Here is a 26345-nt window from a genome sequence, read left to right as displayed (position 1 = left end):
CTTAGCCCGCCACCACCGGCGCCGATGGCTTGGCCACCGAGCACAGGCGAATGGAGTCAGCGAGGATTTCAATCGCCTTCGGACGCGGGAAGCTCGCACGCCAGGCGATGGCCACAGTGCGAAACGGCACCGGTGCCGACAGTGGCCGAACTTCGATAATGCCGGGGGCGTAGTGATGGCTGTCAACCGCCGACAGCGGCAGGATCGAAATGCCCAGGCCGGACGCCACCATGTGGCGAATGGTTTCCAGCGAGCTGGATTCCACCGTGGTGTGCTTGGCGCCGTCGTTGCCTTTGGTCAGGGTCGGGCAGGCTTCCAGCACTTGATCACGGAAGCAGTGGCCTTCACCGAGCAGTAGCAAGCTCTTGTCGTTGAGCAGGCTGGCGTCGATGGATTCTTTTTGCGTCCACGGGTGCTGGGCCGGCATCAGGACGTAGAACGGCTCGTCGTAGAGTTGCAGGGTCAGTACATCGGCTTCGTTGAACGGCAGCGCAATGATGATCGCGTCGAGTTCACCGTTTCGCAGCTTGTCGCGCAACACGTGGGTGAAGTTTTCTTCGATGTACAACGGCATCTGCGGGGCGACCCGGTGCAGTTGCGGAATCAGGTGTGGGAACAGATACGGGCCAACGGTGTAGATCGCGCCGACTTTCAGCGGTGCGGTCAGTTGGTTCTTGCCGGCCTGGGCCAGTTCGCGAATGCCTTGGGCCTGTTCCAGGACCTTTTGCGCCTGAGCCACAATGCCTTCGCCGACCGGGGTCAGGCGCACGGCGCTTTTGCTGCGCTCGAAAATCAGCACACCGAGTTCGTCTTCAAGCTTTTTCACGCCTACCGACAGGGTCGGCTGGCTGACGTGGCAACGCTCGGCCGCGTGGCCGAAGTGCTGCTCTTGGGCGAGGGTAACGATGTAGCGTAATTCTGTGAGGGTCATAGCAAGCGTCCATGAAGTTGCGGGCCAAGCATAACGCCTGCAATCGATAGACGCACGTTATCAGAGTGAGCGTGTCGAGTGACACCGGGCAATGCAGGTTTGCCGCTGGCAGATATGCAAAAGGCACCGTTCGGTGCCTTTTTAGCTTGGAGCGCGACCTTCCTGCTGGCAAAAAACTCTGTGGGAGCTTGCTCGCGATAGCGGAGTAACAGTCAACGAATAAGTTGAATGTGAGGCCGTCATCGCGAGCAAGCTCGCTCCCACAGGGATTGCCGGTGTTATCAGCGCCGGCGTTTTTCCAGCGAGTAAACAAACGGCGCAACGATTTCGATCGAGCCGTTGGTCAACATGTCGGACGGTGGCTTGGGCAGCGGTTGGGCACGGCGGATCATGTCCAGGGTAGCCCGGTCCAGATCGGCAGTGCCGGAGGGGCTCACCAATTCAAACGACAGCACGTTGCCTTCACCATCCACGACAAAGCGCAGACGGTTCAAACCTTCCTTGCCCCGCGACTGTGCGCTGGCTGGGTACTTTTTGTACTTGGCCAAATGCGCGAGCAACGTGCCTTCCCAGCTGGCCTTTGCAGCGACTTGGGCGGCCGACGGACCAGGGGCTGGCTGGGCGGATTTCTCCGTCGGTGCCGGCGTCGGTGGTGCTTCGCTCGGTTTAGCCTCGGACGGTTTTTCCTTCGGCGGCTCGGGCTTTTTCTCCACAGGCTTGGGCGGTTGAGGCTTGGGCTTGGGTTTGACCGGTTTCGGTACTGCGATCTCGGCCTTCGGCGCTTCGGCGAGCTTCGGAATCGGCAGTTCTTCTACCGGAGCCGGTGGCTGCGGCGGTGTGACGACCTTCGGCGGTGCGGGCGGTGGCGGGGCAGGAATCGGCGCCAGCTCTACCATCATTGCCTGAGGCGGCAATTCGATGGGCGGGCGAGCCGTCCAGTTCAGTGCCAGCGCAATGGCCAGCGCGTGAACGCCCAGCACCACGGCCAGGCTACCGCCGTAACGCGTCAGCTTATGGCGCGTCTTGATCATTTCTTGACTGCCGTCTCGAGTCCGACCAGACCGACCTTCAGGTAGCCAGCGGAGCGCAGATTGTCCATTACGCTCATCAGGTCACCGTAATCCACGCCTTTGTCGGCCTGGAAGAAGATCGTCGTGTCTTTCTTGCCCTGGGTCTTGGCGTCGAGCGTGGCGCCGAGTGCTTCGGCCTTCACTTCGTCTTCGCCGAGGAACAGGCGTTGGTCAGCCTTGACGCTGAGGAACACCGGTTTTTCTGGCCGCGGCGCCGGTTTGGCGGTAGACGCGGGCAGGTCGACCTTGATGTCCACGGTAGCCAGCGGAGCAGCCACCATGAAGATGATCAACAGCACCAGCATCACGTCGATGAACGGCGTGACGTTGATTTCGTGGTTCTCGGCCAGATCGTCGTCTGCGCCTTCTTTCAAATGCAGGCCCATGGCCGATTACCCCACTTTCACCATGTGCGGTTGCGAGCTGCGCTCAGGCTGGTGGTCGAGGTCGCGGCTGACCAGCAGCAGGACTTCTGCCGACGCGTCGGACACCTGCGCCTTGTAACCGGCGATGGAGCGGGCAAACACGTTGTAGATCACTACTGCAGGGATCGCTGCTACCAGACCCAACGCGGTCGCCAGCAAGGCTTCGGCGATGCCGGGAGCGACGACGGCGAGGTTGGTGGTCTGGGTTTTGGCGATGCCGATGAAGCTGTTCATGATGCCCCATACGGTACCGAACAGGCCGACGAACGGCGCGGTGGAACCGATGGTGGCGAGGACGCCGGTGCCGCTGCTCATGTTGCGACCGCAGGCAGCCACCAGGCGCTCAAGGCGGAAGCTGACACGCTCCTTGATGCCTTCTTTTTCACGGCTGCTTGCCGACAGATGCATTTCTTCCAGGGCGTCATGAACCAACAGGTTGGCGAGGGTGCCTGGCTTGGCCGCCGTAGCGCTGGCTTCTTTGAGCGTGGCAGCTTTTTTCAGGTGGACGATTTCGTTACGCAGACGACGCTTGGCGCCCATCAGCTCAAAGCCCTTGGCGATCCAGATGGTCCAGGTGATGATCGACGCGATGGCCAGGCCGATCATCACGATTTTCACGATGATGTCGGCGTTCTGGTACATGCCCCATGGCGACAGGTCGTGGGCCATGCCCAGGCTGTTATCGGCTTCGAGGACTTGCGGAACGTCCTCACCGAGGGCTTCTGGAGCCGGTGCTGCCTGGGCCGGGGCGGTCGCGGCAGGAGCTGCAGCCGGAGCTGCTTGATCGGCCGGGGCGGATGCGGCGGCCGGAGTGGCTGGCGCTTGTGCGTCAGCGAATGCGGCGGTTGGGGCCAGCATCAGGCTGAGCAGCAGGGCGGCCACTGCGCTCCAGGCGCGAGGTCGTTTGGTTGGCGAAGCGGAGAGTTGATTGCGTGTCATGCTGGCCGGACCTGAGAGAAAAAAACGGGTTATGTTCTTCCAGGCCTCGAAGGGCCGAGAACAAAAGTGGCGCGTATTATTGCAAGTAATTCTTGTTAACAGAAGTAATAGAGTCTCTTTTTTTCCTGCATTGCTAGCCGCTCGTCCATTGCCAGCGCTAGTCTGTTCGTTTCCGAGGAGAGTTTTCTGATGTCCGCGCCTTCTGTTTTGATCGCCGGTTGCGGTGATGTCGGTAGTCGTCTGGCGACGCAACTGCTGGCTTTGGGTTGGGAAGTTCATGGCCTGCGGCGCGACGTTTCACGCTTGCCCGAGGGTGTGATTGGCGTTGCTGGCGACTTGTTCAACAAAGACTGTCCGCAGACCTGGCCAATCGGTGCGGTGGATTACCTGGTGTATTGCGCTGCCGCCACCGATCACGATGAAGCCGGTTACCGCGCGGCTTACGTGGAAGGTTTGCAGCATGTGCTGGAGTGGCTGAACGACTATGGGCAGGTGCCGAATCGCATTTTGTTCGTTTCCAGCAGCAGTGTTTACGGCCAGCAGGAGGGCGAGTGGGTCGACGAGACTTCACCCGCCGTGGCGGCAGGTTATTCCGGGCGTGTGATGCTCGAAGCCGAGCAGATTGCCCTCAATAGTGGCATCCCGGCCAGTATCGTGCGCTTGACCGGCATCTACGGCCCGGGCCGTGAGTGGTTGCTGACCCAAGTCCGTCGGGGTTATCGCGTGGTAGTCGATCCACCGTTGTACGCCAACCGGATTCATGCCGATGACGCCGCAGGGCTGATGGCCTGTCTGCTTGAGGCGGATCGCCAGGGAGTGGCGCTGGATGACGTCTATATCGGCGTTGATGACGCGCCGGCAGCGTTGGCGGATGTGGTGGGCTGGTTGCGCGAGTATCTGGGTGTGACCGAATGGGCGGATGACGCCAGCGTGCGTCGTACCGGAAGCAAGCGTTGCAGCAATGCGCGGGCGAAAGCGTTGGGCTGGACGCCAAGGTATCCGAGTTTCCGCGAAGGTTATGCCGCGATTATTGAGGGGCGCTGAAAGCAAAAGATCGCAGCGTTCCGCAGCTCCTTCAGGGAATGCGTACACCTGTAGGAGCTGCCGAAGGCTGCGATCTTTTCAGCGGGTTACTGTTTTTCCAGCAACCACTTGCGATCACCCGGCGTGAACTGAGGCATTTCGTCTGCTTGCGCCGTATTTACAGCTTGGAGAATCTCCAGTTCCTTGCCTTTGCGCATAAAGATCCAGGCGTTTCCTTGCCCGTTGAGTTGCAGCCACATGTTGTCGTTGCCGCCGCTCATCGATGCGCAATCACCCGCCAAACACAGGGCGTAGCGGTCGCTGCCCGGCAAACCGGTCACCTGGCCGTCAGCCTGAAACTGCACGGTATTGCCTTCGCCGGGGCCGCTGATGACTTTCCAGTTGCCGCCCATGTAGGCCGAATACAGCGCACGTTCGAAGCTGGCGCCGAGTGGCGCGCCGTCCGGCACCTGAACCGATGCACGGTCGAAGACCTGGGCGGGTTCGTTATCGAGCGCGGCCTGGCTCAGTTGCTTGCCGTCGCGCTTCAGTTCGCTGCCGGAACTGCCATAAAAGTCGACTTTCCAGGCGCCGGACTGTTCACCCAGCAGCTTGCCGTCGACATTTTCAAAACCATTGGTGTAGCGGGCCTGACCGGCCTTGGTGTTGACGTCCCATTCCAGGTTCGGACCATAGGCCTGGAGCGCTTCACGCAGGGGAGCGCCTTTGGATGCAGCATCAATCGCCGCCTGGTTGATCCAGGTGCCGCTGATATCACGGCTGGCAGGGTCGCTGGCACATCCGCCCAAAAGCAGGGCGAGCAGCGAGAGAGCAAGCGCTTTGCGCATGGTGGAATCCTTTCAAGCTTTCTTTACAGCAGAGCAGTCGGCGCAGCCTGAGCTGCGCCGGACGCATTACTCGATGACCAGGATGGCATCCATTTCAACCTGCGAACCCTTTGGCAGGGCGGCAACGCCGATGGCGGCGCGCGCTGGGTAAGGCTGGTCGAAGTACTTGCCCATGATCTCGTTGACCTTGGCGAAGTGGCTCAGGTCGGTGAGGAAGATGTTCAGCTTGACGATGTCCTTGAACGAACCGCCGGCAGCTTCAGCCACGGCCTTGAGGTTCTCGAACACCTGGACGGTCTGGGCTTCGAAGCCTTCAACCAGTTCCATGGTTTTTGGGTCCAGGGGGATTTGACCCGACATGTAAACGGTGTTGCCAGCCTTGATCGCCTGGGAGTAAGTACCGATGGCGGCCGGGGCCTTGTCGCTGGTGATAACAGTCTTGGTCATGAATGACTCCTTGTAAGGGGCTGGCTTAAGCGCGCATGCGGGTGATGCGAATTACTCCGGTCAAGGCGCGCAGTTTCTTGATCACGCGGGCCAGGTGCACACGGTCGTGTACGCTGACCACCAGTTGGACCACGCTGATGCGACCATCGCGTTCATCCATGCTGATTTTTTCGATATTGCCGTCGGCTGCGTTGACGCTGCTGGCCAGCAGGGCGATCAGGCCGCGCTGGTGTTCCAGCTCGACGCGTAGCTCGACGTTGAATTCGCCGGTGACATCCTTGGCCCACGAGAGCTGGATGCATTTTTCCGGGTTGTGGCGGATTTCGCTGATGTTGCGACAGTTGTCCAGGTGCACAACCATGCCTTTGCCCGCGGACAAGTGACCGACGATCGGGTCGCCCGGGATCGGCGTGCAGCACTTGGCGTAGCTGAGTACCAGGCCTTCGGTACCGCGAATCGCCAGCGGACCTTCCGGGCTCGGCAACTGTTCGCCTTCGCCGAGCAGACGGCGGGCGACAACGTAGGCCATGCGATTGCCCAGGCCGATGTCTTCCAGCAGGTCTTCGATGAGTTCGAGGCGATACTCGGTGAGCATGGCCTTGACGCGCTCTTGCGGGATTTTTTCCAGCGAGCTGTCGAAGCCGTTGAGGACCTTGTTCAGCAGGCGTTCGCCGAGGCTGATGGATTCGGAGCGGCGCTGCAGTTTCAGCGCATGGCGGATGTGCGTACGCGCCTTGCCGGTGACCACGAAGTTGAGCCATGCCGGGTTCGGCCGGGCGCCTGGAGCGCTAACGATCTCGACCGTGGAGCCGCTTTGCAACGGTTCGGACAGCGGTGCGAGACGGCGATTGATCCGACAGGCAATGCAGCTGTTGCCCACGTCGGTGTGCACCGCGTAAGCGAAGTCGACCGCCGTGGAGCCCTTGGGCAGCTCCATGATCCGGCCTTTGGGCGTGAACACGTAGACCTCGTCCGGGAACAGGTCGATCTTCACGCTCTCGATGAATTCCAGCGAGTTGCCGGCGCGTTGCTGCATTTCCAGCACGCCTTTGACCCATTGGCGGGCGCGGGCGTGAGTGCCTTTTGGCTGCTCGTCGCCGCTGGATTTGTACAGCCAATGGGCGGCGATGCCGTTGTTGGCCATCTCCTCCATTTCACGGGTGCGAATCTGGATCTCGATCGGAACGCCGTGCATGCCGAACAACGTGGTGTGCAGCGACTGATAGCCGTTGGCCTTGGGGATCGCGATGTAATCCTTGAAGCGCCCCGGCAACGGTTTGTACAAATTATGCACAGCACCCAGCACGCGGTAGCAGGTATCGACCTTGTCGACGATGATCCGGAACGCATAGACGTCCATGATTTCGTTGAAGGCCCGACGCTTGCCGCGCATTTTCTTGTAGATGCCGTAGAGGTGTTTCTGGCGACCGCTGACCTCGCCCTGAATGCCGTCGACGGCCAGGCAGTGGCTGAGGGATTCTTCGATCTTGTTGACGATTTCCTTGCGGTTGCCCCGGGCGCGTTTGACCGCCTGGTAGATCCGCGCGGAACGCATCGGGTGCATGGCCTTGAAGCCGAGGTCTTCGAATTCTATGCGGATGGCGTGCATGCCCAGCCGGTTGGCGATGGGTGCATAGATTTCCAGGGTTTCCTTGGCGATGCGTCGGCGTTTCTCGCCGGACAGCACTTCCAGCGTGCGCATGTTGTGCAGGCGGTCGGCCAGCTTGACCAGGATCACGCGAATGTCGCGCGCCATGGCCATGGCCATTTTCTGGAAGTTTTCGGCCTGGGCTTCGGCCTTGGTCTCGAAGTTCATCTGGGTCAGTTTGCTGACCCCGTCGACCAGTTCGGCCACGGTTTCGCCGAACTGCGCTTGTAGCGCTTCCTTGGCAATCCCGGTGTCTTCGATCACGTCATGCAGCATGGCGGCCATCAAGCTCTGATGGTCCATATGCATGTCGGCAAGAATATTCGCAACCGCGAGTGGGTGCGTGACGTACGCCTCACCGCTACGGCGGCGTTGGCCGTCGTGGGCTTGTTCGGCGTAGAAATACGCTCGGCGGACCAGGTTGACCTGGTCTTTGCCGAGGTAGGTCGATAAGCGATCGGCGAGGGCGTCTATGCTCGGCATGATGACTCCTGCCGTAAGCTTTTATCCCGCGCCGTGCTACGTCGACCAGGCATAGGCTTAGACGGCCTCGTTGGACTCGTCCTCGAATGCAGCAAAAAGCGGTTCATCTTCAACGATTTCGGCTTCGGCGATAGCTGCGTAGTCGATCAGGCCTTCAGCGATTTCACGCAGGGCGACGACGGTAGGCTTGTCGTTTTCCCATGCTACTTTCGGCTCTTTGCCGCCGGTGGCCAGTTGACGGGCACGCTTGGTAGAGAGCATGACCAGCTCAAAGCGGTTATCCACGTGTTCTAGGCAGTCTTCAACGGTTACGCGGGCCATGGTCTTCCTCGTAGCAAATGCAATATGCGCGCTGCCCGGATGGGCGAGCGGACTCAACAGTTTAAAAAATCACCAGCGATTAGGGAAGCGCTGATTTTTTGATCAAGCCCTTCAACGCGCTGCAAGCACCAATGTAAAGCCCTTGCAGCGGTTTTGGGAAGTGCAAATCAATCGAGCAATTCAGCCAGCAATTTGCCAAAACGTTGCTGTTGGCGTTTTTGTTGCAGCTGATTGGCGCGGAAAATCGCCTGCAGGTCGCGCAAAGCGTGGGCGAAATCGTCGTTGATGATCAGGTAATCGTAGTCGACGTAGTGGCTCATTTCGCTGACCGCTTCGCGCATCCGGCCGTCGATGATTTCGTCGCTGTCCTGGCCGCGGTTGGTCAGGCGTTGGTGCAAGGCTTCAAGCGACGGCGGCAGGATGAAGATCGAGCGGGCCTGAGGCATCAGCTTGCGCACTTGCTCGGCGCCTTGCCAGTCGATTTCCAGAATCAGGTCGTGGCCTTCGTCGAGAGTCTGCTGCAGGTGGCTTTGCGAGGTGCCGTAGAGATTGCCGAAGACTTCGGCGCGCTCGAGGAAATCGCCGTGCTCGATCATCTTCACGAACTCGTTGCGTTCGACGAAGTGGTAGTTCACGCCGTTCACTTCACCGGGGCGCATGGCGCGGGTGGTGTGGGAGACCGAGACGCGAATCTCCGGATCGGCGTCGGTCAGAGCCTTGACCAGGCTGCTTTTGCCCGCGCCCGAAGGGGCGGAAATGATGTACAGGGTGCCGGTGATGTGAGTCATGTCGGGTTTGCCTTACTCAATATTCTGCACTTGTTCGCGCATCTGCTCGATCAACACCTTGAGGTTGACCGCAGCCTGAGTGCTGCGCGGGTCGAAGGCTTTGGAGCCCAGTGTGTTGGCTTCGCGGTTGAGCTCCTGCATCAGGAAGTCCAGGCGCCGACCCGCAGCGCCGCCGGACTTGAGCACCCGGCGAACTTCGATGATGTGAGTGCTCAGGCGATCCAGTTCTTCGGCGACGTCGCTTTTTTGCGCGAGCATGACCATTTCCTGCTCCAGGCGCTGCGGGTCCATCTCGGCCTTCATGTCGGCGAAGCGGTCGAGGACTTTCTGGCGCTGGGTGGCGAGCATTTGCGGAACGAGTTCACGCAGGGTCACCACGTCTTCTTCAATGGAGGTCAGGCGATCATTGATCAGCCGCGCCAGCTCCGCGCCTTCGCGCTCGCGGCCGGCCTTGAGTTCTTTCAGGCCCTGATTGAACAGCGCCAGCGCTTCGGCGTTCAAGGCTTGCGGATCGGTAGCGTCGCCCACCAGTACGCCGGGCCAGGCCAGGACTTCGAGCGGGTTTAATGCCGCAGGATTTTTGATCAGGCTGGCGATCGTCTCGGCGGCAGCAACCAATTGCGCGGCGCGCTCCTGATCCACTTGCAGCGATTTGCCGGTGTTTTCTTCGGTGAAGCGCAGGGTGCATTCGAGCTTGCCGCGCGACACGCCCTGGCGCAGGGCTTCGCGGACGGCGCCTTCGAGGTCGCGAAAGGACTCCGGCAGGCGCAAGTGGGGTTCCAGGTAGCGGCTGTTGACCGAGCGCAGTTCCCAGCTCAGGGTGCCCTGTACTCCGGCGCTTTCGACGCGGGCGAAGGCGGTCATGCTGTGCACCATGGAGGTACCTCGCAATGCAGATCGGCGCGGAACTGGCATTCCGGCAATCCGATATCAATGAATTTAAGCCGACTGGCAGCAAAGGCGCAGGATTGTAGCGCAGTGGCGCCAATGCGCCCAAACACACGGTGTGACAAACGGCTGCAGGTCTTCGGCGACGGGCTGTTCAGAGCCTTCGGTCGTCGGAGGATTTTTTTAGAAGTGCCCAGCCGTGGCTGGCGGCTCTATAATGCTCCGCAGTTTTCCGTCCCCGTACAGGTATCCCTTATGAAACGTCCAAGTGGTCGCGCTGCCGATCAGCTCCGCTCGATCCGCATTACCCGCAACTACACCAAACACGCCGAGGGATCTGTACTGGTCGAATTCGGTGATACCAAAGTCATCTGCACCGTCAGCGTTGAAAATGGCGTGCCACGTTTCCTCAAAGGCCAGGGTCAAGGCTGGTTGACCGCCGAATACGGCATGCTGCCGCGCGCCACCGGTGAGCGTAACCAGCGTGAAGCGAGTCGTGGCAAGCAAGGCGGCCGCACCCTGGAAATCCAGCGTCTGATCGGTCGTTCCCTGCGTGCCTCGCTGGACATGTCGAAACTGGGTGACGTTACCCTGTATGTCGATTGCGACGTGATCCAGGCCGACGGCGGCACCCGCACCGCATCCATCACAGGTGCCATGGTTGCTCTGGTCGATGCCCTGAAAGTGATCAAGAAGCGCGGCGGCCTGAAAGGCGGCGACCCGCTCAAGCAAATGATCGCTGCCGTTTCGGTGGGTATGTACCAAGGCGAGCCTGTGCTCGACCTCGACTACCTGGAAGACTCGGCCGCCGAGACCGACCTGAACGTGGTGATGACCAGCACTGGCGGCTTCATCGAAGTCCAGGGCACGGCTGAAGGCGCGCCGTTCCAGCCGGAAGAGCTGAACGCCATGCTGGAGCTGGCGAAGAAAGGCATGAACGAAATCTTCGATCTGCAAAAAGCCGCACTGGCTGACTGATTGTTTCGACGTCTGGCAAGGAGAGCGCCATGAGTGACGAGCAGATGCTGCTTCCCACCCCGAGCCCCGAGGCTCGCCAGTGGGCGATGTTTTGTCACCTCTCGGCGTTTCTCGGTGTCTGGTTGCCGTTCGGTCACTTGATTGGGCCGCTGATACTCTGGCAATGGAAGCGTGACACCGATCCGTTCATCGATGCTCAAGGCAAAGAAGCGCTGAACTTTCAGATTACCGTGGCTCTGGTCTCGGGCATCTGTTACCTGTTGATGCTGATCTTGATCGGGTTTGCGTTGCTGCCGCTGGTGCTGATCGGGGCGATAGTGCTGTCCATTATTGCCGGGCTCAAGGCCAATGACGGGTTGCCTTATCGGTATCCGTTTACCTGGCGGTTGATCAAATAACGATCAACACAAGTCCCTTGTAGGGGCCGGCTTGCTGGCGAAGGTGTGACAGTTGACATCAATTTCGGCTGACACCCATCGCCAGCAAGCCGGCTCCTGCAGAAAGCAGATCATCGCGCACAAAAAAGCCGACCCTGAAGTCGGCTTTTTTGTATCTGCGAAACGACGCTTAGATCGTCAGCGTCCAATCGTAGTCCACGATCAGCGGTGCATGCTGCGAGAACCGCGGCTGTCGTGGCAGGCGTGCGCTGCGAACAAAGCGGCGTAGGCCCGGTGTCAGGATCTGGTAATCGAAGCGCCAGCCGAGATTAAGCATTTCGGCCTGTTCGTTATCCGGCCACCAGCTGTACTGGTCGCCTTCACGGCTGACTTCACGCAGGGCGTCTACATAGCCCATGTTGCCGACAATCTCGTCCATCCAGGCGCGTTCAGGCGCCAGGAAGCCCGGGGATTGCTGGCTGTCGCGCCAGTTCTTGATGTCCAGCTTCTGTTGCGCCACGTACAGCGAGCCACAATAAATGTACTCGCGGCGTTTGCGCCGTTGCTTGTCCAGGTACTTGGCGAAGTCGTCCATGAGCTTGAATTTCTGGTTCAAGTCTTCATCGCCGTTCATTCCGGATGGAAGCAACAAGGTTGCAATACTGACTTTGTCGAAATCGGCTTGCAGGTAGCGCCCGTAGCGGTCGGCCGTCTCGAAACCGAGACCGCTGATGACAGCCTTCGGTTGCAACCGCGAATACAAAGCCACACCACCTTGGGCGGGGACTTCGGCGTCGCAGGCATAAAGGAAGTATCCATCCAGTTGGAAGGCTGGATCGTCCAGTTCAAAGGCGGAGGCACGGGTGTCCTGCAGGCAGATGACGTCGGCATTCTGTGCCTGCAGCCAACTGAGCAAACCTCGCTCGACTGCAGCCTGAATACCATTGACGTTCACACTGATGATCCGCATAAATGGCCCCAAAAATCGCGTGCGTGTATGATACACGGCGTCAAGCTAATTAGCTAAATCCGTGGTATTTGGGGTTTTTTTCATGCAAGCGTATCAGCGCGATTTCATTCGTTTTGCCATCGATCGCGGCGTTTTGCGCTTCGGTGAGTTCACCCTGAAGTCCGGGCGCACCAGTCCTTACTTCTTCAATGCGGGCCTGTTCAACTCGGGTTCCGCCCTGGCGCAGCTGGGTCGTTTCTACGCCGCTGCCATTGCCGAAAGCGGCATTTCGTTCGATGTGCTGTTCGGTCCGGCCTACAAGGGCATCCCTTTGGCGGCAACCACTGCCGTGGCATTGGCCGAGCATCACAACCGTGACCTGCCATGGTGTTTCAACCGCAAGGAAGCCAAGGCCCACGGCGAAGGCGGGAGTCTGGTTGGCGCACCGCTGACCGGGGAAGTGCTGATTATCGACGACGTGATCACCGCCGGCACCGCAATCCGCGAAGTGATGCAGATCATCGCTTCCCAGGACGGCGCCAAGGCCGCCGGCGTGCTGATCGCCCTGAACCGCCAGGAACGCGGCAATGGCGAGTTGTCAGCGATCCAGGAAGTGGAGCGCGATTTCGGCATTCCGGTGATCAGCATTGTTTCGCTGAACCAGGTGCTGGAATTCCTGGCGGATGACCCGCAGCTCAAGCAGCATTTGCCGGCGGTTGAAGCCTACCGCGCCCAGTTCGGCGTCTAAACACAGCCCCCCTGTAGGAGCTGCCGAAGGCTGCGATCTTTTGACTTTGGTTTTTGAAGATCAAGATCAAAAGATCGCAGCCGCGGCAGCTCCTGCAGGGGGGGCGTGGTTTGCCTTCAGTGCAGTCTCCGCCATTTTCCGATCAGTTTTAGCGCCAATCGCAGATTGAACAGCGCGAACACCAGCAATGCCAGGACGACGCACACGTACAGCGTCCGATCCACATCGAATTCCCACAGATCGAGGCTGCTGCTACGCATGATTCGAACGGCGGACGGCAGGTTGACGTAAAAAAGTACTGCGAAGGCGCATGTCAGGGGTAGGGCGCAACCGAAAAAAGTGCCTGAAACCAGCTCGCGGCTACGTTTTCTGGCCAATGGACCGGGTTGTTTTTCATCCAGCGCCAGCGCTTCAACCAGCTTGGGCCATGCCAGGTTGAACATGAAGGTGGTCAGGGTCAGCAGCAAGCCACTGACCGCGACAATGTCACTGAACGGCATTCAGACCCAGTGTCTGGCACAGTAGCGCGTGGGAATCCTCGCTGATTTCGAACTGCCCGGCACTGCCTTTGCGTTTGGTAATGGGTTTGAACGTCGGCTGGTTCTGGGTGATCAGCATGTTCAGTTCATCGCGGATGACATCCGAACTGATCACCACCAGGTACACGGTCTGCGCGTGTTCCGCAGACTCGATCACGGTTCGCATGCTGTGCTGCAGGATCTCGTCCAATTGATTGCGAAAGCGTGAAACCGTGTTTTTCAGCAGGGTTTTGCTTTGGCTCTGGGTCAGTTGGAAAATCGTCGATATCTGCGATTCGGTCGGCAGCGTCTGCCCGAAGTAGCTTTGAATCAGGTACAGCAAGCGGTCCTGTTTCGCTTCATCCGCTCGGCTCGGCATGCCGCCTTCAACCAGCATTTTCAAATATTCGGTCAGGCTCGCCTTGGCGATTCGCTGTAAGGCATGAGCAATTTCCATGTCGGAAATCTTCAGGGTCTTTTTGACCGGTTCTTTCTGTTCCTGCTCGAAAGCCTGGGCGTCGATCGTGAACGAGATCTGCATGGCTCAGTGCCTCCGTGGCTATTTTTTGATCGCATGACTGGAGGTTTCGACTTGCTTGATCCCTGCGGGGGCGTTTTTTTCCGGATATGGATCAATCACCGCGTCGCCCTGACCGGTCAGAACCTTCCAGCCTTTACGTGTGTGGGTCGAATTTTGAAACTGAGGGCACGGCGGGATCGAGGTTTTTGCCTGGTTCGAATACTGATGTCCGCAGTCCACGCATTCAAAGGTACCTGAGGAAACATCGCTGCCGTAAGGAACGTAGTTTTTTTGCATGAGGTCATTCTCCTGTGGATACAGGGGAAGATCCTATGCGGACTTATGCTGGCGGGATGTCGGACGTTTCGCTACAACAAGTCAGACATTTCCTGCGCGCATAAAAAAGATCGCCGGCTTCGTCAGCTCCTACAGATCTTTCTCACATCCGAAATTCTGCTGTTGTAGGAGCTGCCGGAGGCTGCGATCTTTTGATCTTGTTCTTGAAAAACCAAAGTCAAAAGATTGCAGCTTGCGGCAGCTCCTACAGGGATTGCAGGCAAAAAAAGACCCCGCTCAGCCTGGCCGAGCGGGGTCTTTTTTGTTTGCGCTATCGCTTAGTGACGCTTGCGATTGCTGATCAAGGTGCCCACGCCGGTATCGGTGAAGATCTCCAGCAGGATCGCGTTCGGAACGCGACCATCGATGATCAACGAGCTGCCAACACCGCCCTGGACCGCTTCCAGCGCGCAGCGGATCTTCGGCAGCATGCCGCCGTAGATGGTGCCGTCAGCGATCAGATCGTCTACCTGTTGGGTGGTCAACCCGGTCAGGACTGTGCCCGACTTGTCCATCAGGCCGGCGATGTTGGTCAGCAGCATCAGCTTTTCGGCTTTCAGCGCTTCGGCGACTTTACCGGCCACCAGGTCAGCGTTGATGTTGTACGACTCGCCGTTGGCGCCGACGCCGATGGGTGCGATTACCGGAATGAAATCGCCTTTGACCAGCAGGTTCAGCAGGTCGGTGTTAATGCCGACCACTTCGCCGACGTGACCGATGTCGATGATTTCCGGTTGCGTCATCTCCGGGGTCTGACGGGTAACGGTGAGCTTCTTCGCACGAATCAACTCGGCGTCTTTACCGGTCAGGCCGATGGCGCTGCCACCGTGACGGTTGATCAGGTTGACGATGTCCTTGTTGACCTGGCCACCGAGGACCATTTCCACCACGTCCATGGTCGCGGCGTCAGTAACGCGCATGCCGTCGACAAAATGGCTCTCGATCGACAGGCGCTTGAGCAGGTCACCGATCTGCGGGCCGCCGCCGTGAACGACCACCGGGTTGATGCCCACGGCTTTCATTAGCACGATGTCGCGGGCGAAGCCGGTTTTCAGCTCCTCGCTTTCCATCGCGTTGCCGCCGTATTTGATCACCAGCGTCTTGCCGACATAGCGGCGAATGTAAGGCAGCGCTTCGGACAGGACCTTGGCGGTGTTGGCGGCGGCTTCGCGTTCGAGGGTCATTCAGGGCTCCGGTGCTTCAATGAATCAAAACGGTAGTTGGAGATCAGGTGCAACACGCTTCAACTGGGCGTGGAAAACGTCCTTGATGCGCTGCAATTCAGCCTCGTCATCGGCCTCGAAACGCAGTACCAGCACCGGTGTGGTGTTGGAGGCGCGAACCAGGCCCCAGCCTTTGGCATAGTCGACTCGCACGCCGTCGATGGTGGTCAGGTCAGCGCCTTCGCCCCATTTCGCGTCGTGCAGTGCATCAATGATGCTGAATTTGCTCTCTTCGGTCACATGGATATTGATTTCCGGCGTAGAAATATCGTTCGGGAAGGTCGCGAACAGCTCTTCGGCCGAGGATTTTTCCTTGCTGAGGATCTCCAGTAACCGCGCGGCGCTGTAAATGCCGTCGTCGAAACCGAACCAGCGTTCCTTGAAGAAGATGTGCCCGCTCATTTCGCCGGCCAACAGGGCGCCGGATTGTTTCATCTTCTTTTTGATCAACGAATGACCAGTCTTCCACATTAGCGGACGACCACCGTATTCCTTGATCAGCGGGATCAGGCGGCGGGTGCATTTGACGTCGAAGATGATTTCCGCATTCGGGTTGCGCGCCACGACATCGCGGGCGAACAGCATCAGCAGACGGTCCGGGAAGACGATGCTGCCGGTGTTGGTCACCACGCCCACGCGATCGCCGTCGCCGTCGAAGGCCAGGCCGATATCCGCGTTGGTTTCCTTGACCTTGGCGATCAGGTCGACGAGGTTTTCAGGCTTGCCCGGATCCGGGTGGTGGTTCGGGAAATTGCCGTCGACTTCGCAGAACAGCGGGATGACTTCGCAGTTCAGCGCTTCGATCAGTTGCGGGGCGATGACGCCGGCCGCGCCGTTGCCGCAGTCCACGACGACTTTGAGGCGACGGGCCAGTTTGATGTCCTGGACGATTTCGGTGCTGTAGCGGTCGAGGATTTCGACTTTGGTGATGCTGCCTTCGCCGCTGCTCAGGTTGTTGGTCTTGAGGCGGTCATGCAGGGCCTGGATCTGTTCGTTGGCCAGGGTGTCGCCGGCGATCACAATTTTGAAACCGTTGTAGTTCGACGGGTTGTGGCTGCCGGTCAGCATCACGCCGGATTTGCCAGCCAGTACGTTGGCGGCGTAATACAGCGCAGGAGTTGGCACCAGGCCGACATCGCTGACGTGGCAGCCGCTGTCGGCCAGGCCTTGAATCAATTGCTCAACCAGTTCCGGGCCGGACAGGCGACCGTCACGGCCAACAGAAACGTTGGGCTCATTCTGGGCCAGGCTTTGGGCACCGATGGCGCGACCGAGCCAGTAAGCCGTTTCTGCGTTCAGAAATTCCGGGACGGTGCCGCGAATGTCGTAGGCGCGGAAAATGCTGTCGGGGAACTTGGGGGCAATTTTGGCCGGGGTGCTCATCTGGGGGAATACTCCATCTCGAATGTGGCTGGACCTGCCTGCGAGTGACTCGGCAGGCTCAAACTGAAGGGTATGACGGCGTTTTCCGCAGAGAGTTCGTGGTGCGAAAAGGCCATCCCAGCAATGTCAGCGGCATTCTCACCGGTCAATGCCTCGATTTTGTGGCGAGGGAGCTTGCTCCCGCTTGAGTGCGAAGCGCTCACAAAATTATTGGGGCCGCTTCGCAGCCCAGCGGGAGCAAGCTCCCTCGCCACATTGAATCTCTAACGGCTCATCGAGTACCGGTATGGCCGAAACCGCCCGTGCCGCGCTCGGTTTCCACAAATTCTTCAACCATTTCGAAGTGAGCCTGCACCACTGGCACCAGCACCAATTGCGCCAGGCGCTCGCCGACCGGCATGGTGAATTCGGTCTGGCCGCGGTTCCAGCAGGAGACCATCAATGGCCCCTGGTAATCGGAGTCGATCAGGCCAACGAGGTTGCCGAGAACGATGCCGTGCTTATGGCCCATGCCCGAGCGCGGCAGGATCAGCGCAGCGAGGTTCGGGTCGCCAATGTAGACCGACAGGCCGGTAGGGATCAGCACGGTTTCACCCGGCTTGATCACGGTGTCCTGCTCCAGCATGGCGCGCAGGTCGAGGCCGGCGGAGCCTGGCGTGGCGTATTGCGGCAGCGGAAATTCGGTACCGATGCGGGGGTCGAGGATCTTGGCTTGCAAAGCGTGCATGTAAATTAAACCTGGTTCAGACGTTCGGCGATAAAAGTGATCAGCTGGCGAGCAATCTTGCTCTTGCTGGTCTGGGCGAAAAGTGTGGCGTGAAGCTCACGGTCGATCACGCTGCAGGCGTTTTCTTCGCTGTTGAAGCCAATGGTCGGGTTGGCGACGTCGTTGGCAACGATCAGATCGAGGTTCTTGTCTTTCAACTTGCGGGCAGCGTAATCGAGCAGGTGTTCGGTTTCGGCGGCGAAACCGACACTGAACGGACGGTCGGGGCGAGTGGCGATGCTGGCCAAAATGTCCGGGTTACGCACCATTTGCAGGACAAAACCGTCGCCGCTTGTAGGGTCTTTCTTGAGTTTTTGTGGGGCAACGACTTCCGGGCGGTAATCCGCGACCGCAGCCGAGGCGATGAAAATGTCGCACGGAATCGCGGCTTCGCAAGCGGCGAGCATGTCGCGGGCGCTGACCACGTCGATGCGCGTGACCCGGTCCGGTGTCGGCAGGTGCACGGGGCCGCTGATCAGGGTGACCCGGGCGCCGGCTTCTACCGCGGCCTCGGCCAGGGCGAAGCCCATTTTGCCGGAGCTGTGGTTGGTGATGTAGCGCACCGGGTCGATGTTTTCCTGGGTTGGGCCTGCGGTAATCACCACGTGTTTGCCGGTCAGCGCTTGACGCTGGAAGCAGTCGGCGGCGAGCAGTGCGAGGTCGGTGGCTTCGAGCATGCGCCCAAGGCCTACGTCGCCGCAGGCTTGGCTGCCGGAGGCCGGGCCGAAGACCTTGATCTCACGGCTTTCGAGGGTCTGCAGGTTGGCCTGGGTCGCAGGGTCGCGCCACATGGCCTGGTTCATCGCCGGAGCGACAGCGACCACCGCATCAGTGGCCAGCACCAGCGTGGTCAGCAGGTCGTCGGCAATGCCTTGGGCCAGACGGGCGATCAGGTCTGCGGTGGCAGGGGCGATCAGTACCAGATCGGCCCATTTCGCCAATTCGATGTGGCCCATCGCGGCTTCGGCCGCCGGGTCCAGCAAATCCAGGTGCACAGGGTGCCCGGACAGGGCCTGCATGGTCAGCGGGGTGATGAACTCGGCGCCGCCACGGGTCATGACCACGCGTACTTCGGCACCCTGGTCCATCAGGCGGCGAACCAGGTCGGCGCTCTTGTAGGCAGCGATACCGCCGCCGACGCCCAGAACAATGCGTTTCCGATACAGCCGCTGCATAGGCCTGCCTTTCAATTCGTTGATGACTGCGTTGCGAAACCCCCTCCCCAGGAGTGAATTCGCCCGCAAAAAAGATGGGCTACGATATCACAGCGACCGCTACGGAACAGCGGCGCCCACAGACAGGGAGGTGCTATGAGTATTCGCGATTGGCCGGCGGCGGAGCGGCCGCGGGAGAGGTTACTGACGCTGGGGGCGGCGAGTCTTTCGGACGCCGAGTTACTGGCGATTTTTTTACGAACCGGCGTATCCGGCAAAAGCGCAGTGGATCTGGCGCGTCATCTGCTGAGCCAGTTTGGCAGCCTGCGCTCATTACTCGAGGCTGATCAGGCCACCTTCAGCGGGCATTTGGGGCTTGGGCCCGCGAAATTCGCGCAATTGCAGGCGGCGCAGGAAATGAGTCGCCGGCATTTGGCGGAACGGGCTCGCCAAAAACCGACATTGGAAAACCCGCACGCGGTTCGTGAGTACCTGAAATCGATGCTGCGCCACGAGCCTCATGAGGTGTTCGGCTGCCTGTTTCTGGACTCCAGGCATCAGGTGCTGACTTTCGAGGCGCTGTTTCGTGGCTCTATCGACAACACCAGCGTGCATCCACGGGAGGTGGTCAAGCGTGCGCTGGCGCATAACGCGGCGGCGCTGATCCTCTGCCATAACCACCCGTCGGGCAACACCGACCCCAGTCAAGCTGACAGGGTGCTGACCAAGCGTCTGCAAAAGGCGCTGGAGCTGATCGATGTGCGGGTGCTCGACCATTTCATCATCGGCGACGGCGATCCGTTGTCGATGGCCGAGTATGGGTGGATGTAGGGCTGGGAGCAGGCTTCAGTGTCGAGGAAGCTTGCTCCCGCTTGAGTGCGCAGCGCTCACAAGATCTTGAGGGCCGCTGCGCAGCCCAGCGGGAGCAAGCTCCCTCGCCACAGAAAAGCATTCCTGCAGTGGTTTATTTGAGGTTGACCTTCGAGTAGTCCTGCCGGCCAAACGGGCTGACCGAATAACCTTCAACGTCTTTGCGTGTCAGGGCGAAAGCGGTCGGATGAGCAAGCGGCAGCCACAACGCTTGCTGCTGAATCTGCGCTTGTGCCTGTTCATAAAGCTTGGTGCGCACACCTTGTTCGCCGGTGGTTTTGCCTGCGCTGATCAGCTTGTCCAGATCCTGGTTGCAGTAGCGGGCGAAGTTGGTGCCGGATTTGACCGCGGCGCAGGAAAACTGCGGCGTGAGGAAGTTGTCCGGGTCGCCGTTATCGCCAGCCCAGCCCATGAACAGCAGGTCGTGTTCACCAGCCTTGGCGCGGCGAATCAATTCACCCCACTCGATTACGCGAATTTCGGCCTGAATGCCGATTTCCGCGAGATCGGATTGCAGCAGTTGCGCGCCGAGGCTTGGGTTCGGGTTCAGCAAGCTACCTGACGGACGGGTCCAGATGGTGGTCTGGAAACCGTCCTTGAGCCCAGCCTTGGCCATCAAAGCCTTGGCCTTCTCGATGTCATGCGGATAGCCCGGCAGGTTTTTCGCGTAGCTCCAGGTGTTAGGCGGATAAGGACCGTTGGCCGCTTCGGCGGTGTCCTCGAACACGGCTTTGACGTAGTTGGCCTTGTCGAAGGCGAGGTTGATCGCCTGTCGCACTTCTGGCTTGTCCAGAGGTGGATGCTGACTGTTGATGCCCACGAACGCGGTCATGAAGGCGTCAGTCTTTTCCACTTTCAGGGTCGGCTCTTTCAGCGCGGCCTGTACGTCCAGGGGCTTTGGCGACAGGGCAATCTGGCATTCGTTGCGGCGCAACTTCTGCAGGCGCACGTTGGCGTCCGGGGTGATGGCGAAGATCAGTGGGTCCACCGATGGCTTGCCCCCGAAGTAATCCGGGTTGGCCTTGTAGCGAACCGAGGCGTCTTTCTGGAATCGGGTGAAAACGAACGGCCCCGTACCGATTGGCTGGCTGTTGAGCTTCTCCGGGGTGCCCGCCTTGAGCAATTTATCGGCGTATTCAGCCGAATAAACCGAAGCGAACCCCATGCTCAGGGTCGCGAGGAAGGTCGAATCCGGGTGGTCCAGGCTGAAGCGCACGGTCAGCGGGTCGAGGGCGTCGATCTTCTTGATCAGCGCCGGCAATTGCATCGATTGCGCATGCGGGAAGCCGCTCTGGGCGACTTTGTGCCACGGGTTGGCCGGATCGAGCATGCGGTCGAAGCTGAATTTGACGTCTTCGGCGGTCAACTCCCGGGTCGGGCTGAAATAATCGGTGCGGTGGAATTTCACCTGCGGGTGCAGCTTGAAGACGTAAATCAGGCCATCGGGGCTGACTTCCCAACTGTCCGCGAGGCTGGCGACCACTTTGCCGCTGGCGGTGTCGAATTCTACCAGGCGGTTCATCAGCACATCGGCCGAGGCGTTGGTGGTGGTCAGCGAATTGTATTGCACCACGTCGAACCCTTCGGGGCTGGCCTCGGTGCAGACGCTCAGGGCGGCGGCCTGGGCCAGTGGGCTCAGCAACAGAGGGGCAAGCAACAGCGGTAGGGCAGCGAGGCGCATGGTCGGATTCCTTTACAGATCGAAGGCCCATCTGCAAGTGCAGTCTGGAAAAGGCCTACCCTAGTGGGCTCTTTTGCAAATGACTATCCCCTTTTTCATTTTGAGGGGACTATAGGCGCCTGATTTGAGTGAGCCTTGGCTGAGAAAACCTTGGGATTAGCGTGTCGGACGTTTCTCTGCGACGAGCGGTCGGAATCGACGACAGCCTTTATCCAAAGCGCCTGGCGCGCGAAAAGTGGGGTTTTTATCCATTCAAGGCACAGCGAATGTTGTTGCTCTCCAGTCTTTCTGGTATAAAGCAGCGCTCTTTTCTAGGGGCCCGGTTCCTTCACTGTAGGTGTAGCCGGTAAGACCTCTAAAGAAACGCGGCGCCTGGCGCCAAATGACTGAGAGATTAAGCGGCCAACCCATGCCGGGTTGGGCATGTGGTTTTAGAGGGCTGAGGCATGTCTAGAGTATGTCAAGTTACCGGTAAGGGTCCGGTAACTGGGAATAACATTTCCCACGCAAACAACAAAACCCGTCGTCGTTTCCTGCCGAACCTGCAGCATCACCGCTTCTGGGTTGAAGAAGAGAAACGTTTCGTGCGTCTGCGCGTATCTGCCAAAGGCATGCGTATCATCGACAAGCGTGGCATCACTGCCGTGCTGGCCGAAATCCGCAAAGCCGGCAAGATCTAAGGGAGCTAATCATGCGTGAATTGATTCGTTTGATTTCGAGCGCCGGTACTGGTCACTTCTACACTACCGACAAGAACAAGCGTACTACTCCGGACAAAATCGAGATCAAGAAATTTGATCCGGTTGTTCGCAAGCACGTGATCTACAAAGAAGGCAAAATCAAGTAATTGATTTTTCCCTCTTACGAAAAAGGCCCGTATCGCGAGATACGGGCCTTTTTTGTTGCCAGATGATTGAGTATGCCTGGTCGTCAACCGCAGTTCATTCGAGTGATCACGTTATCCCAATCGGTAGTGATTCGGAGGCGCTCGGGTTCATATTCCTGGCTGAGCGAGTTGACGGTAACCGTGGTCGCACGCGCCTCCACGCGAGCTTGCTCCCTGACTTCCCGTGTCAGGCGCTGGCCGATGAGGAAGTCTGCCCGCTGCGCATAACATCGCGGTGGCGGCTCTTCAGCGTACGCTGGCAACGCAAAGATGAGACCAGCCAGTAGGCCAGTGCCGAGTAATGTCTTCATGGTTTCACTTCCTTGTGAAGGGATTGCAAACGTGTCAAATCAACCGAAGTAGACGGAAATGATGATGTCGCTTTCGTTGACGTTCAGGTTGATGCGTTCTGCGCGTGAGTCGTAAGTCCCCACGTAATTGCCCCAGGGGCGTGTAGGGCGACCGGTCGTGTCTTCGACCTGTTGGCGCAGTGCTTCGGAGTACGGCGAGCCGACAACAGATTTGATCAGTTCGAGGACCTGTTCGTCGGTATAGGTGGTTGCGTTAGCCATGTTGCTTCCTTGCGATGAGTTCTTGACGAGGCGCTTCTTCGATCGAAGCGCCCGCCAATGATCTGCCAGCGCAGGCTACGCAGTGCGGTAATTATTTATCGTGGTCAGGCCTTTTGTTCGAATGCCACGTAAATCTTGCGGCACGGCTCCAGCACTTCCCAAGTGCCGCGGAAACCGGCCGGAATCACGAAGCGATCACCTGCGCGCACGGTTTTGCTGTTGCCGTCGTTGTCGCGCAGTACGGAGACACCCTGGACGATTTCGCAATATTCATGTTCGGTGAAATTCACCAGCCATTGGCCAACAGCACCTTCCCAGACGCCGGCATTCAATTGGCCGCAAGGGCTGTTGAAGTGGTTGTGCACCACTTGCTCGGGGTCGCCCTTGAGGACTTTGGCCGGGTCTGGTCGATAACGCTCGGGCTCGGTGGTGGCCTGGCTGAAGTCGACGATGTTCTGGATGCTCATTGTTGTAAATCCCCCGTGATTGCGACGCGAGTGGTTGAAAGTCCCAAAGTCTATGTTTATTAAATTGAACATCGCAAGGCCGTTTGCCGGCCTTATGTCAAATATATTGAAACATGAGGGGCGGCTGGTTTAGGGTGGCGGATGCCTTGGGCCGAAAAGCAGGCTGGCCGGGCAGAATTCCTGACAGCGCCCGCGAAGATCGCGGGTGTCGTATTCAATAAGAGGAGGACACTCGCATGACCACCCTGACCCGTGCCGACTGGGAACAACGCGCCAAAGACCTGAAAGTCGAAGGCCGCGCCTACATCAATGGCGAATACACCGACGCAGTCTCCGCCGAGACCTTCGAGTGCATCAGCCCGGTCGATGGTCGCCTGCTGGGCAAGATCGCCAGCTGTGACGCCGCCGACGCCCAGCGCGCTGTTGAAAACGCTCGCGCCACCTTCAATTCCGGCGTCTGGTCGCGCCTGGCGCCGACCAAGCGCAAAGCCACCATGATCCGTTTCGCCGGCCTGCTCAAACAGCACGCCGAAGAGCTGGCCCTGCTTGAAACCCTGGACATGGGCAAGCCGATCAGCGATTCCCTGTACATCGACGTTCCCGGCGCGGCGCAAGCCCTGAGCTGGAGCGGCGAAGCCATCGACAAGATCTACGACGAAGTGGCCGCTACCCCGCACGATCAGCTGGGCCTGGTTACACGCGAGCCAGTGGGTGTGGTTGGCGCCATCGTGCCGTGGAACTTCCCGCTGATGATGGCGTGCTGGAAACTCGGCCCGGCGCTGTCCACCGGTAACTCGGTGATCCTTAAACCGTCGGAAAAATCGCCTCTGACCGCCATCCGCATCGCGGCCCTGGCCGTCGAAGCCGGCATTCCGAAAGGCGTGTTGAACGTGTTGCCGGGTTACGGTCACACCGTTGGCAAGGCCCTGGCCCTGCATAACGATGTCGACACCCTGGTGTTCACCGGTTCGACCAAGATCGCCAAGCAACTGCTGATCTACTCCGGCGAATCGAACATGAAACGCGTCTGGCTTGAAGCCGGCGGCAAGAGCCCGAACATCGTGTTCGCCGATGCACCGAACCTGCAAGAGGCTGCCGAAGCCGCTGCCGGTGCCATCGCTTTCAACCAGGGCGAAGTCTGCACCGCCGGTTCGCGCCTGCTGGTGGAGCGTTCGATCAAGGACAAATTCCTGCCGCTGGTGATCGAGGCGCTGAAAACCTGGAAGCCGGGCAACCCGCTGGATCCGGCGACCAACGTCGGCGCGCTGGTGGATACCCAGCAGATGAACACCGTGCTGTCCTACATAGAGTCGGGTCACAGCGACGGCGCCAAACTGGTCGCGGGCGGCAAGCGCATCCTGCAGGAAACCGGTGGCACTTACGTTGAGCCGACGATTTTCGACGGTGTGAGCAACGCGATGAAAATTGCCCAGGAAGAAATCTTCGGGCCAGTGCTGTCGGTTATCACCTTCGACAGCGCCGAAGAAGCCGTCGCAATTGCCAACGACACGCCTTACGGCCTGGCCGCTGCGGTGTGGACTGCCGACATCTCCAAGGCTCACCTCACTGCCCGCGCCCTGCGTGCCGGTAGCGTGTGGGTCAACCAGTATGACGGTGGCGACATGACCGCACCGTTCGGTGGCTTCAAGCAATCCGGCAACGGTCGCGACAAGTCGCTGCACGCGTTCGACAAATACACCGAGCTGAAGGCGACCTGGATCAAGTTGTAAGTCAGTAAGGGAGGAGTAGCAGGCCTCCCGAACGACACCGATCCCTGTGGGAGCGAGCTTGCTCGCGATAGCGGTGTAACAGTCGACTTCAATGTTGAATGTTGCACCGCTATCGCGAGCAAGCTTGCTCCCACATTGTTTTGAGTGTCCTGAAAAAATAACAATCCACAGGAGCGTGGAACATGCGTTGGGCGACGTATTTCGCCGTGTTGGCGTCTGTCTTGAGTGTTGGCCTGGCCCTGGGCGTCAGCATGCCGCTGGTGTCGTTTCGCCTGGAGAGTTGGGGCTACGGCTCGTTTGCCATCGGTGTGATGGCGGCGATGCCGGCCATTGGCGTGCTGCTGGGGGCGAAGATTTCCAGTCATCTGGCGGCGCGTCTCGGCACGGCCAATCTGATGCGCCTGTGCCTGTGGGCCGGGGCGGTGTCCATCGGATTGCTGGCGCTGTTGCCGAGTTATCCGATCTGGCTGGTGCTGCGCTTGATGATCGGGGTGATCCTGACCCTCGTCTTCATCATTGGTGAAAGCTGGATCAATCAACTGGTGGTCGAGGAATGGCGCGGACGCCTGGTGGCGCTGTACGGCAGCAGCTATGCCCTGAGTCAACTGGCCGGGCCGGTGTTGCTGGGTTTCATTGGCACCGAGCACGATTACGGCTTTTGGGTCGGCGTCGGCTTGCTGATGGCTGCGCCGTTCCTGTTGCTGGGCCGCAGCGGTGCGCCGAGCAGCGAGGCAAGCAGCGTGACCTTCAGGGATCTGCTCGAGTTCTGCCGTGGCCTGCCTGCGATTGCCTGGGCGGTGTCGCTGTTTGCTGCGTTTGAAGCGATGATCCTGACATTGCTGCCGGTGTACTGCCTGCGCCAGGGCTTCACCACGGAAATCGCCCTGGCCATGGTCAGTACGGTGGTGGTCGGAGATGCAGTGCTGCAATTGCCGATCGGTGCGCTGGCGGATCGCCTGTCGCGGCGATCGTTGTTCACCGGTTGTGCGGTGGTGCTGCTGGTGTCGAGCCTGGCGATTCCGATTTTGATCGACACGCTGCTGATCTGGCCGTTGTGGGTATTGTTCGGCGCCAGTGCTGGCGGATTGTTTACCTTGTCGCTGATTCTGATCGGCGAGCGGTATCGCGATGACGCGCTGGTCCGGGCCAATGCGCATATCGCGCAATTGTGGGGGATTGGGTGTCTCGTCGGGCCGTTGCTTGCCGGTGCCGGGAGTCAGTGGGTGAGCGGGCATGCGTTGCCGTGGTTGATGGCGGCGGGGGCGTTGGGGGTGCTGATCGTTGTTTCGCGGCAGGGGGCGTTTGGCAGCGTTCAGCCGGCATAGGCCGTCCAAAGATCAAAAGATCGCAGCCTTCGGCAGCTCCTACTGGGATCG

At 59.4% G+C, this 26345-nt stretch carries 30 protein-coding genes and 1 pseudogene; 9 read left to right on the top strand and 22 right to left on the bottom strand.

Going from position 1 to position 26345, the window contains the following annotated elements:
- Position 1: 1 nt before the first annotated feature.
- The 4 genes from KGB21_RS09600 to exbB form a co-directional block, all read right to left on the bottom strand.
- Complete coding sequence (locus KGB21_RS09600) at positions 2-931, bottom strand: hydrogen peroxide-inducible genes activator (RefSeq protein WP_034147735.1); 930 nt, start codon at positions 929-931, stop codon at positions 2-4.
- A gap of 281 nt (positions 932-1212) precedes the next feature.
- Positions 1213-1962: an energy transducer TonB gene (locus KGB21_RS09595; RefSeq protein ID WP_034147734.1), complete on the bottom strand. Its 750-nt coding sequence runs from the start codon at positions 1960-1962 to the stop codon at positions 1213-1215.
- Positions 1959-2387: a TonB system transport protein ExbD gene (gene exbD, locus KGB21_RS09590; protein ID WP_034147733.1), complete on the bottom strand. Its 429-nt coding sequence runs from the start codon at positions 2385-2387 to the stop codon at positions 1959-1961. Before exbD ends, KGB21_RS09595 begins: the two co-directional genes overlap by 4 nt.
- A 6-nt stretch (positions 2388-2393) precedes the next feature.
- Positions 2394-3365, bottom strand: a complete 972-nt coding sequence (exbB, locus tag KGB21_RS09585) for a tonB-system energizer ExbB (RefSeq protein ID WP_223504902.1) — start codon at positions 3363-3365, stop codon at positions 2394-2396.
- Positions 3366-3554: 189 nt separating this feature from the next.
- On the opposite strand from exbB, the gene KGB21_RS09580 reads away from it, so the two are divergent.
- Positions 3555-4409: an SDR family oxidoreductase gene (locus KGB21_RS09580; RefSeq protein ID WP_223504900.1), complete on the top strand. Its 855-nt coding sequence runs from the start codon at positions 3555-3557 to the stop codon at positions 4407-4409.
- Between the two features lie 86 nt (positions 4410-4495).
- Here KGB21_RS09580 and KGB21_RS09575 read toward each other — a convergent pair whose 3' ends face one another.
- The 6 genes from KGB21_RS09575 to KGB21_RS09550 form a co-directional block, all read right to left on the bottom strand.
- Positions 4496-5236, bottom strand: a complete 741-nt coding sequence (locus tag KGB21_RS09575; RefSeq protein WP_034147730.1) for a hypothetical protein — start codon at positions 5234-5236, stop codon at positions 4496-4498.
- Positions 5237-5302: 66 nt separating this feature from the next.
- Entirely contained in the window at positions 5303-5683 is a 381-nt protein-coding gene (locus KGB21_RS09570) for a RidA family protein (RefSeq protein WP_003229509.1), read from the bottom strand.
- Positions 5684-5708: 25 nt separating this feature from the next.
- Positions 5709-7814 (bottom strand): bifunctional GTP diphosphokinase/guanosine-3',5'-bis pyrophosphate 3'-pyrophosphohydrolase, encoded by a 2106-nt coding sequence (gene spoT / locus KGB21_RS09565; protein WP_034147729.1) that lies wholly within the window; start codon positions 7812-7814, stop codon positions 5709-5711.
- 57 nt (positions 7815-7871) lie between these two features.
- On the bottom strand, positions 7872-8135 hold the full coding sequence (rpoZ, locus tag KGB21_RS09560) for a DNA-directed RNA polymerase subunit omega (RefSeq protein ID WP_007921129.1): 264 nt from the start codon (positions 8133-8135) through the stop codon (positions 7872-7874).
- Positions 8136-8302: 167 nt separating this feature from the next.
- Positions 8303-8923: a guanylate kinase gene (gene gmk / locus KGB21_RS09555; protein ID WP_034147728.1), complete on the bottom strand. Its 621-nt coding sequence runs from the start codon at positions 8921-8923 to the stop codon at positions 8303-8305.
- A gap of 12 nt (positions 8924-8935) precedes the next feature.
- Positions 8936-9799: a YicC/YloC family endoribonuclease gene (locus tag KGB21_RS09550; RefSeq protein WP_034147727.1), complete on the bottom strand. Its 864-nt coding sequence runs from the start codon at positions 9797-9799 to the stop codon at positions 8936-8938.
- A gap of 267 nt (positions 9800-10066) precedes the next feature.
- Here KGB21_RS09550 and rph point away from each other — a divergent pair, with 267 nt between their 5' ends.
- Both rph and KGB21_RS09540 read left to right on the top strand, forming a co-directional pair.
- Positions 10067-10789, top strand: coding sequence for a ribonuclease PH (gene rph, locus KGB21_RS09545; protein ID WP_034147726.1), 723 nt, complete (start codon positions 10067-10069; stop codon positions 10787-10789).
- A 29-nt stretch (positions 10790-10818) separates the two neighbouring features.
- Positions 10819-11187, top strand: a complete 369-nt coding sequence (locus KGB21_RS09540; RefSeq protein WP_034147725.1) for a DUF4870 domain-containing protein — start codon at positions 10819-10821, stop codon at positions 11185-11187.
- A 169-nt stretch (positions 11188-11356) separates the two neighbouring features.
- Here the strand turns inward: KGB21_RS09540 and KGB21_RS09535 are convergent, their stop codons facing one another.
- A complete protein-coding gene (locus KGB21_RS09535; RefSeq protein ID WP_008062840.1) occupies positions 11357-12136 on the bottom strand; it encodes an exodeoxyribonuclease III in 780 nt (259 codons plus the stop codon).
- 82 nt (positions 12137-12218) lie between these two features.
- Here KGB21_RS09535 and pyrE point away from each other — a divergent pair, with 82 nt between their 5' ends.
- The gene (pyrE, locus tag KGB21_RS09530; protein WP_034147724.1) at positions 12219-12863 is read left to right on the top strand and encodes an orotate phosphoribosyltransferase; all 645 of its coding nucleotides are present in this window, start codon (positions 12219-12221) and stop codon (positions 12861-12863) included.
- 116 nt (positions 12864-12979) lie between these two features.
- On the opposite strand, the gene KGB21_RS09525 is transcribed toward pyrE, so the two are convergent.
- From KGB21_RS09525 to coaBC, 7 genes and pseudogenes are all read right to left on the bottom strand, one after another.
- The gene (locus tag KGB21_RS09525; RefSeq protein WP_223504898.1) at positions 12980-13363 is read right to left on the bottom strand and encodes a hypothetical protein; all 384 of its coding nucleotides are present in this window, start codon (positions 13361-13363) and stop codon (positions 12980-12982) included.
- Positions 13350-13922: a hypothetical protein gene (locus KGB21_RS09520; RefSeq protein ID WP_034147722.1), complete on the bottom strand. Its 573-nt coding sequence runs from the start codon at positions 13920-13922 to the stop codon at positions 13350-13352. Before KGB21_RS09520 ends, KGB21_RS09525 begins: the two co-directional genes overlap by 14 nt.
- Positions 13923-13940: 18 nt before the next feature.
- Positions 13941-14198 (bottom strand): hypothetical protein, encoded by a 258-nt coding sequence (locus tag KGB21_RS09515; RefSeq protein WP_034147721.1) that lies wholly within the window; start codon positions 14196-14198, stop codon positions 13941-13943.
- A 317-nt stretch (positions 14199-14515) separates the two neighbouring features.
- On the bottom strand, positions 14516-15421 hold the full coding sequence (argB, locus tag KGB21_RS09510) for an acetylglutamate kinase (RefSeq protein ID WP_034147720.1): 906 nt from the start codon (positions 15419-15421) through the stop codon (positions 14516-14518).
- A 24-nt stretch (positions 15422-15445) separates the two neighbouring features.
- A pseudogene (locus tag KGB21_RS09505) lies at positions 15446-16849 on the bottom strand (phosphomannomutase/phosphoglucomutase); the annotation flags it as partial.
- A 265-nt stretch (positions 16850-17114) separates the two neighbouring features.
- Positions 17115-17570: a dUTP diphosphatase gene (gene dut, locus KGB21_RS09500; protein ID WP_007975171.1), complete on the bottom strand. Its 456-nt coding sequence runs from the start codon at positions 17568-17570 to the stop codon at positions 17115-17117.
- 5 nt (positions 17571-17575) lie between these two features.
- The gene (coaBC, locus tag KGB21_RS09495; protein ID WP_034147718.1) at positions 17576-18784 is read right to left on the bottom strand and encodes a bifunctional phosphopantothenoylcysteine decarboxylase/phosphopantothenate--cysteine ligase CoaBC; all 1209 of its coding nucleotides are present in this window, start codon (positions 18782-18784) and stop codon (positions 17576-17578) included.
- A 135-nt stretch (positions 18785-18919) separates the two neighbouring features.
- Here coaBC and radC point away from each other — a divergent pair, with 135 nt between their 5' ends.
- Positions 18920-19594 carry a RadC family protein gene (radC, locus tag KGB21_RS09490; protein WP_034147717.1) on the top strand — a complete coding sequence of 225 codons (675 nt, stop codon included), beginning with the start codon at positions 18920-18922 and terminating at the stop codon, positions 19592-19594.
- Positions 19595-19727: 133 nt separating this feature from the next.
- Here radC and KGB21_RS09485 read toward each other — a convergent pair whose 3' ends face one another.
- Complete coding sequence (locus KGB21_RS09485; protein ID WP_034147716.1) at positions 19728-21314, bottom strand: ABC transporter substrate-binding protein; 1587 nt, start codon at positions 21312-21314, stop codon at positions 19728-19730.
- Between the two features lie 446 nt (positions 21315-21760).
- On the opposite strand from KGB21_RS09485, the gene rpmB reads away from it, so the two are divergent.
- Together rpmB and rpmG are read left to right on the top strand one after the other, a co-directional pair.
- Entirely contained in the window at positions 21761-21994 is a 234-nt protein-coding gene (gene rpmB, locus KGB21_RS09480) for a 50S ribosomal protein L28 (RefSeq protein WP_034147715.1), read from the top strand.
- An 11-nt stretch (positions 21995-22005) separates the two neighbouring features.
- A complete protein-coding gene (rpmG, locus tag KGB21_RS09475) occupies positions 22006-22161 on the top strand; it encodes a 50S ribosomal protein L33 (RefSeq protein WP_007894709.1) in 156 nt (51 codons plus the stop codon).
- Positions 22162-22244: 83 nt separating this feature from the next.
- Here rpmG and KGB21_RS09470 read toward each other — a convergent pair whose 3' ends face one another.
- From KGB21_RS09470 to KGB21_RS09460, 3 genes are all read right to left on the bottom strand, one after another.
- Positions 22245-22511, bottom strand: coding sequence for a hypothetical protein (locus KGB21_RS09470; RefSeq protein WP_034147714.1), 267 nt, complete (start codon positions 22509-22511; stop codon positions 22245-22247).
- 39 nt (positions 22512-22550) lie between these two features.
- Complete coding sequence (locus tag KGB21_RS09465; RefSeq protein ID WP_223504896.1) at positions 22551-22772, bottom strand: hypothetical protein; 222 nt, start codon at positions 22770-22772, stop codon at positions 22551-22553.
- 104 nt (positions 22773-22876) lie between these two features.
- Positions 22877-23239: a cupin domain-containing protein gene (locus KGB21_RS09460; protein ID WP_223504894.1), complete on the bottom strand. Its 363-nt coding sequence runs from the start codon at positions 23237-23239 to the stop codon at positions 22877-22879.
- A gap of 236 nt (positions 23240-23475) precedes the next feature.
- On the opposite strand from KGB21_RS09460, the gene KGB21_RS09455 reads away from it, so the two are divergent.
- Together KGB21_RS09455 and KGB21_RS09450 are read left to right on the top strand one after the other, a co-directional pair.
- On the top strand, positions 23476-24969 hold the full coding sequence (locus tag KGB21_RS09455; RefSeq protein ID WP_034147711.1) for an aldehyde dehydrogenase: 1494 nt from the start codon (positions 23476-23478) through the stop codon (positions 24967-24969).
- A gap of 182 nt (positions 24970-25151) precedes the next feature.
- Positions 25152-26294: an MFS transporter gene (locus KGB21_RS09450; RefSeq protein WP_034147710.1), complete on the top strand. Its 1143-nt coding sequence runs from the start codon at positions 25152-25154 to the stop codon at positions 26292-26294.
- Positions 26295-26345: the final 51 nt, after the last annotated feature.

The organism is Pseudomonas sp. GL-RE-29 (assembly GCF_019947275.1).
GTDB classification, from domain to species: Bacteria; Pseudomonadota; Gammaproteobacteria; order Pseudomonadales; family Pseudomonadaceae; genus Aquipseudomonas; species Aquipseudomonas fluorescens_A.
The sequence above is the reverse complement of the archived record's forward strand: the minus strand, read 5'-3'. Positions and strand labels throughout refer to the sequence as shown.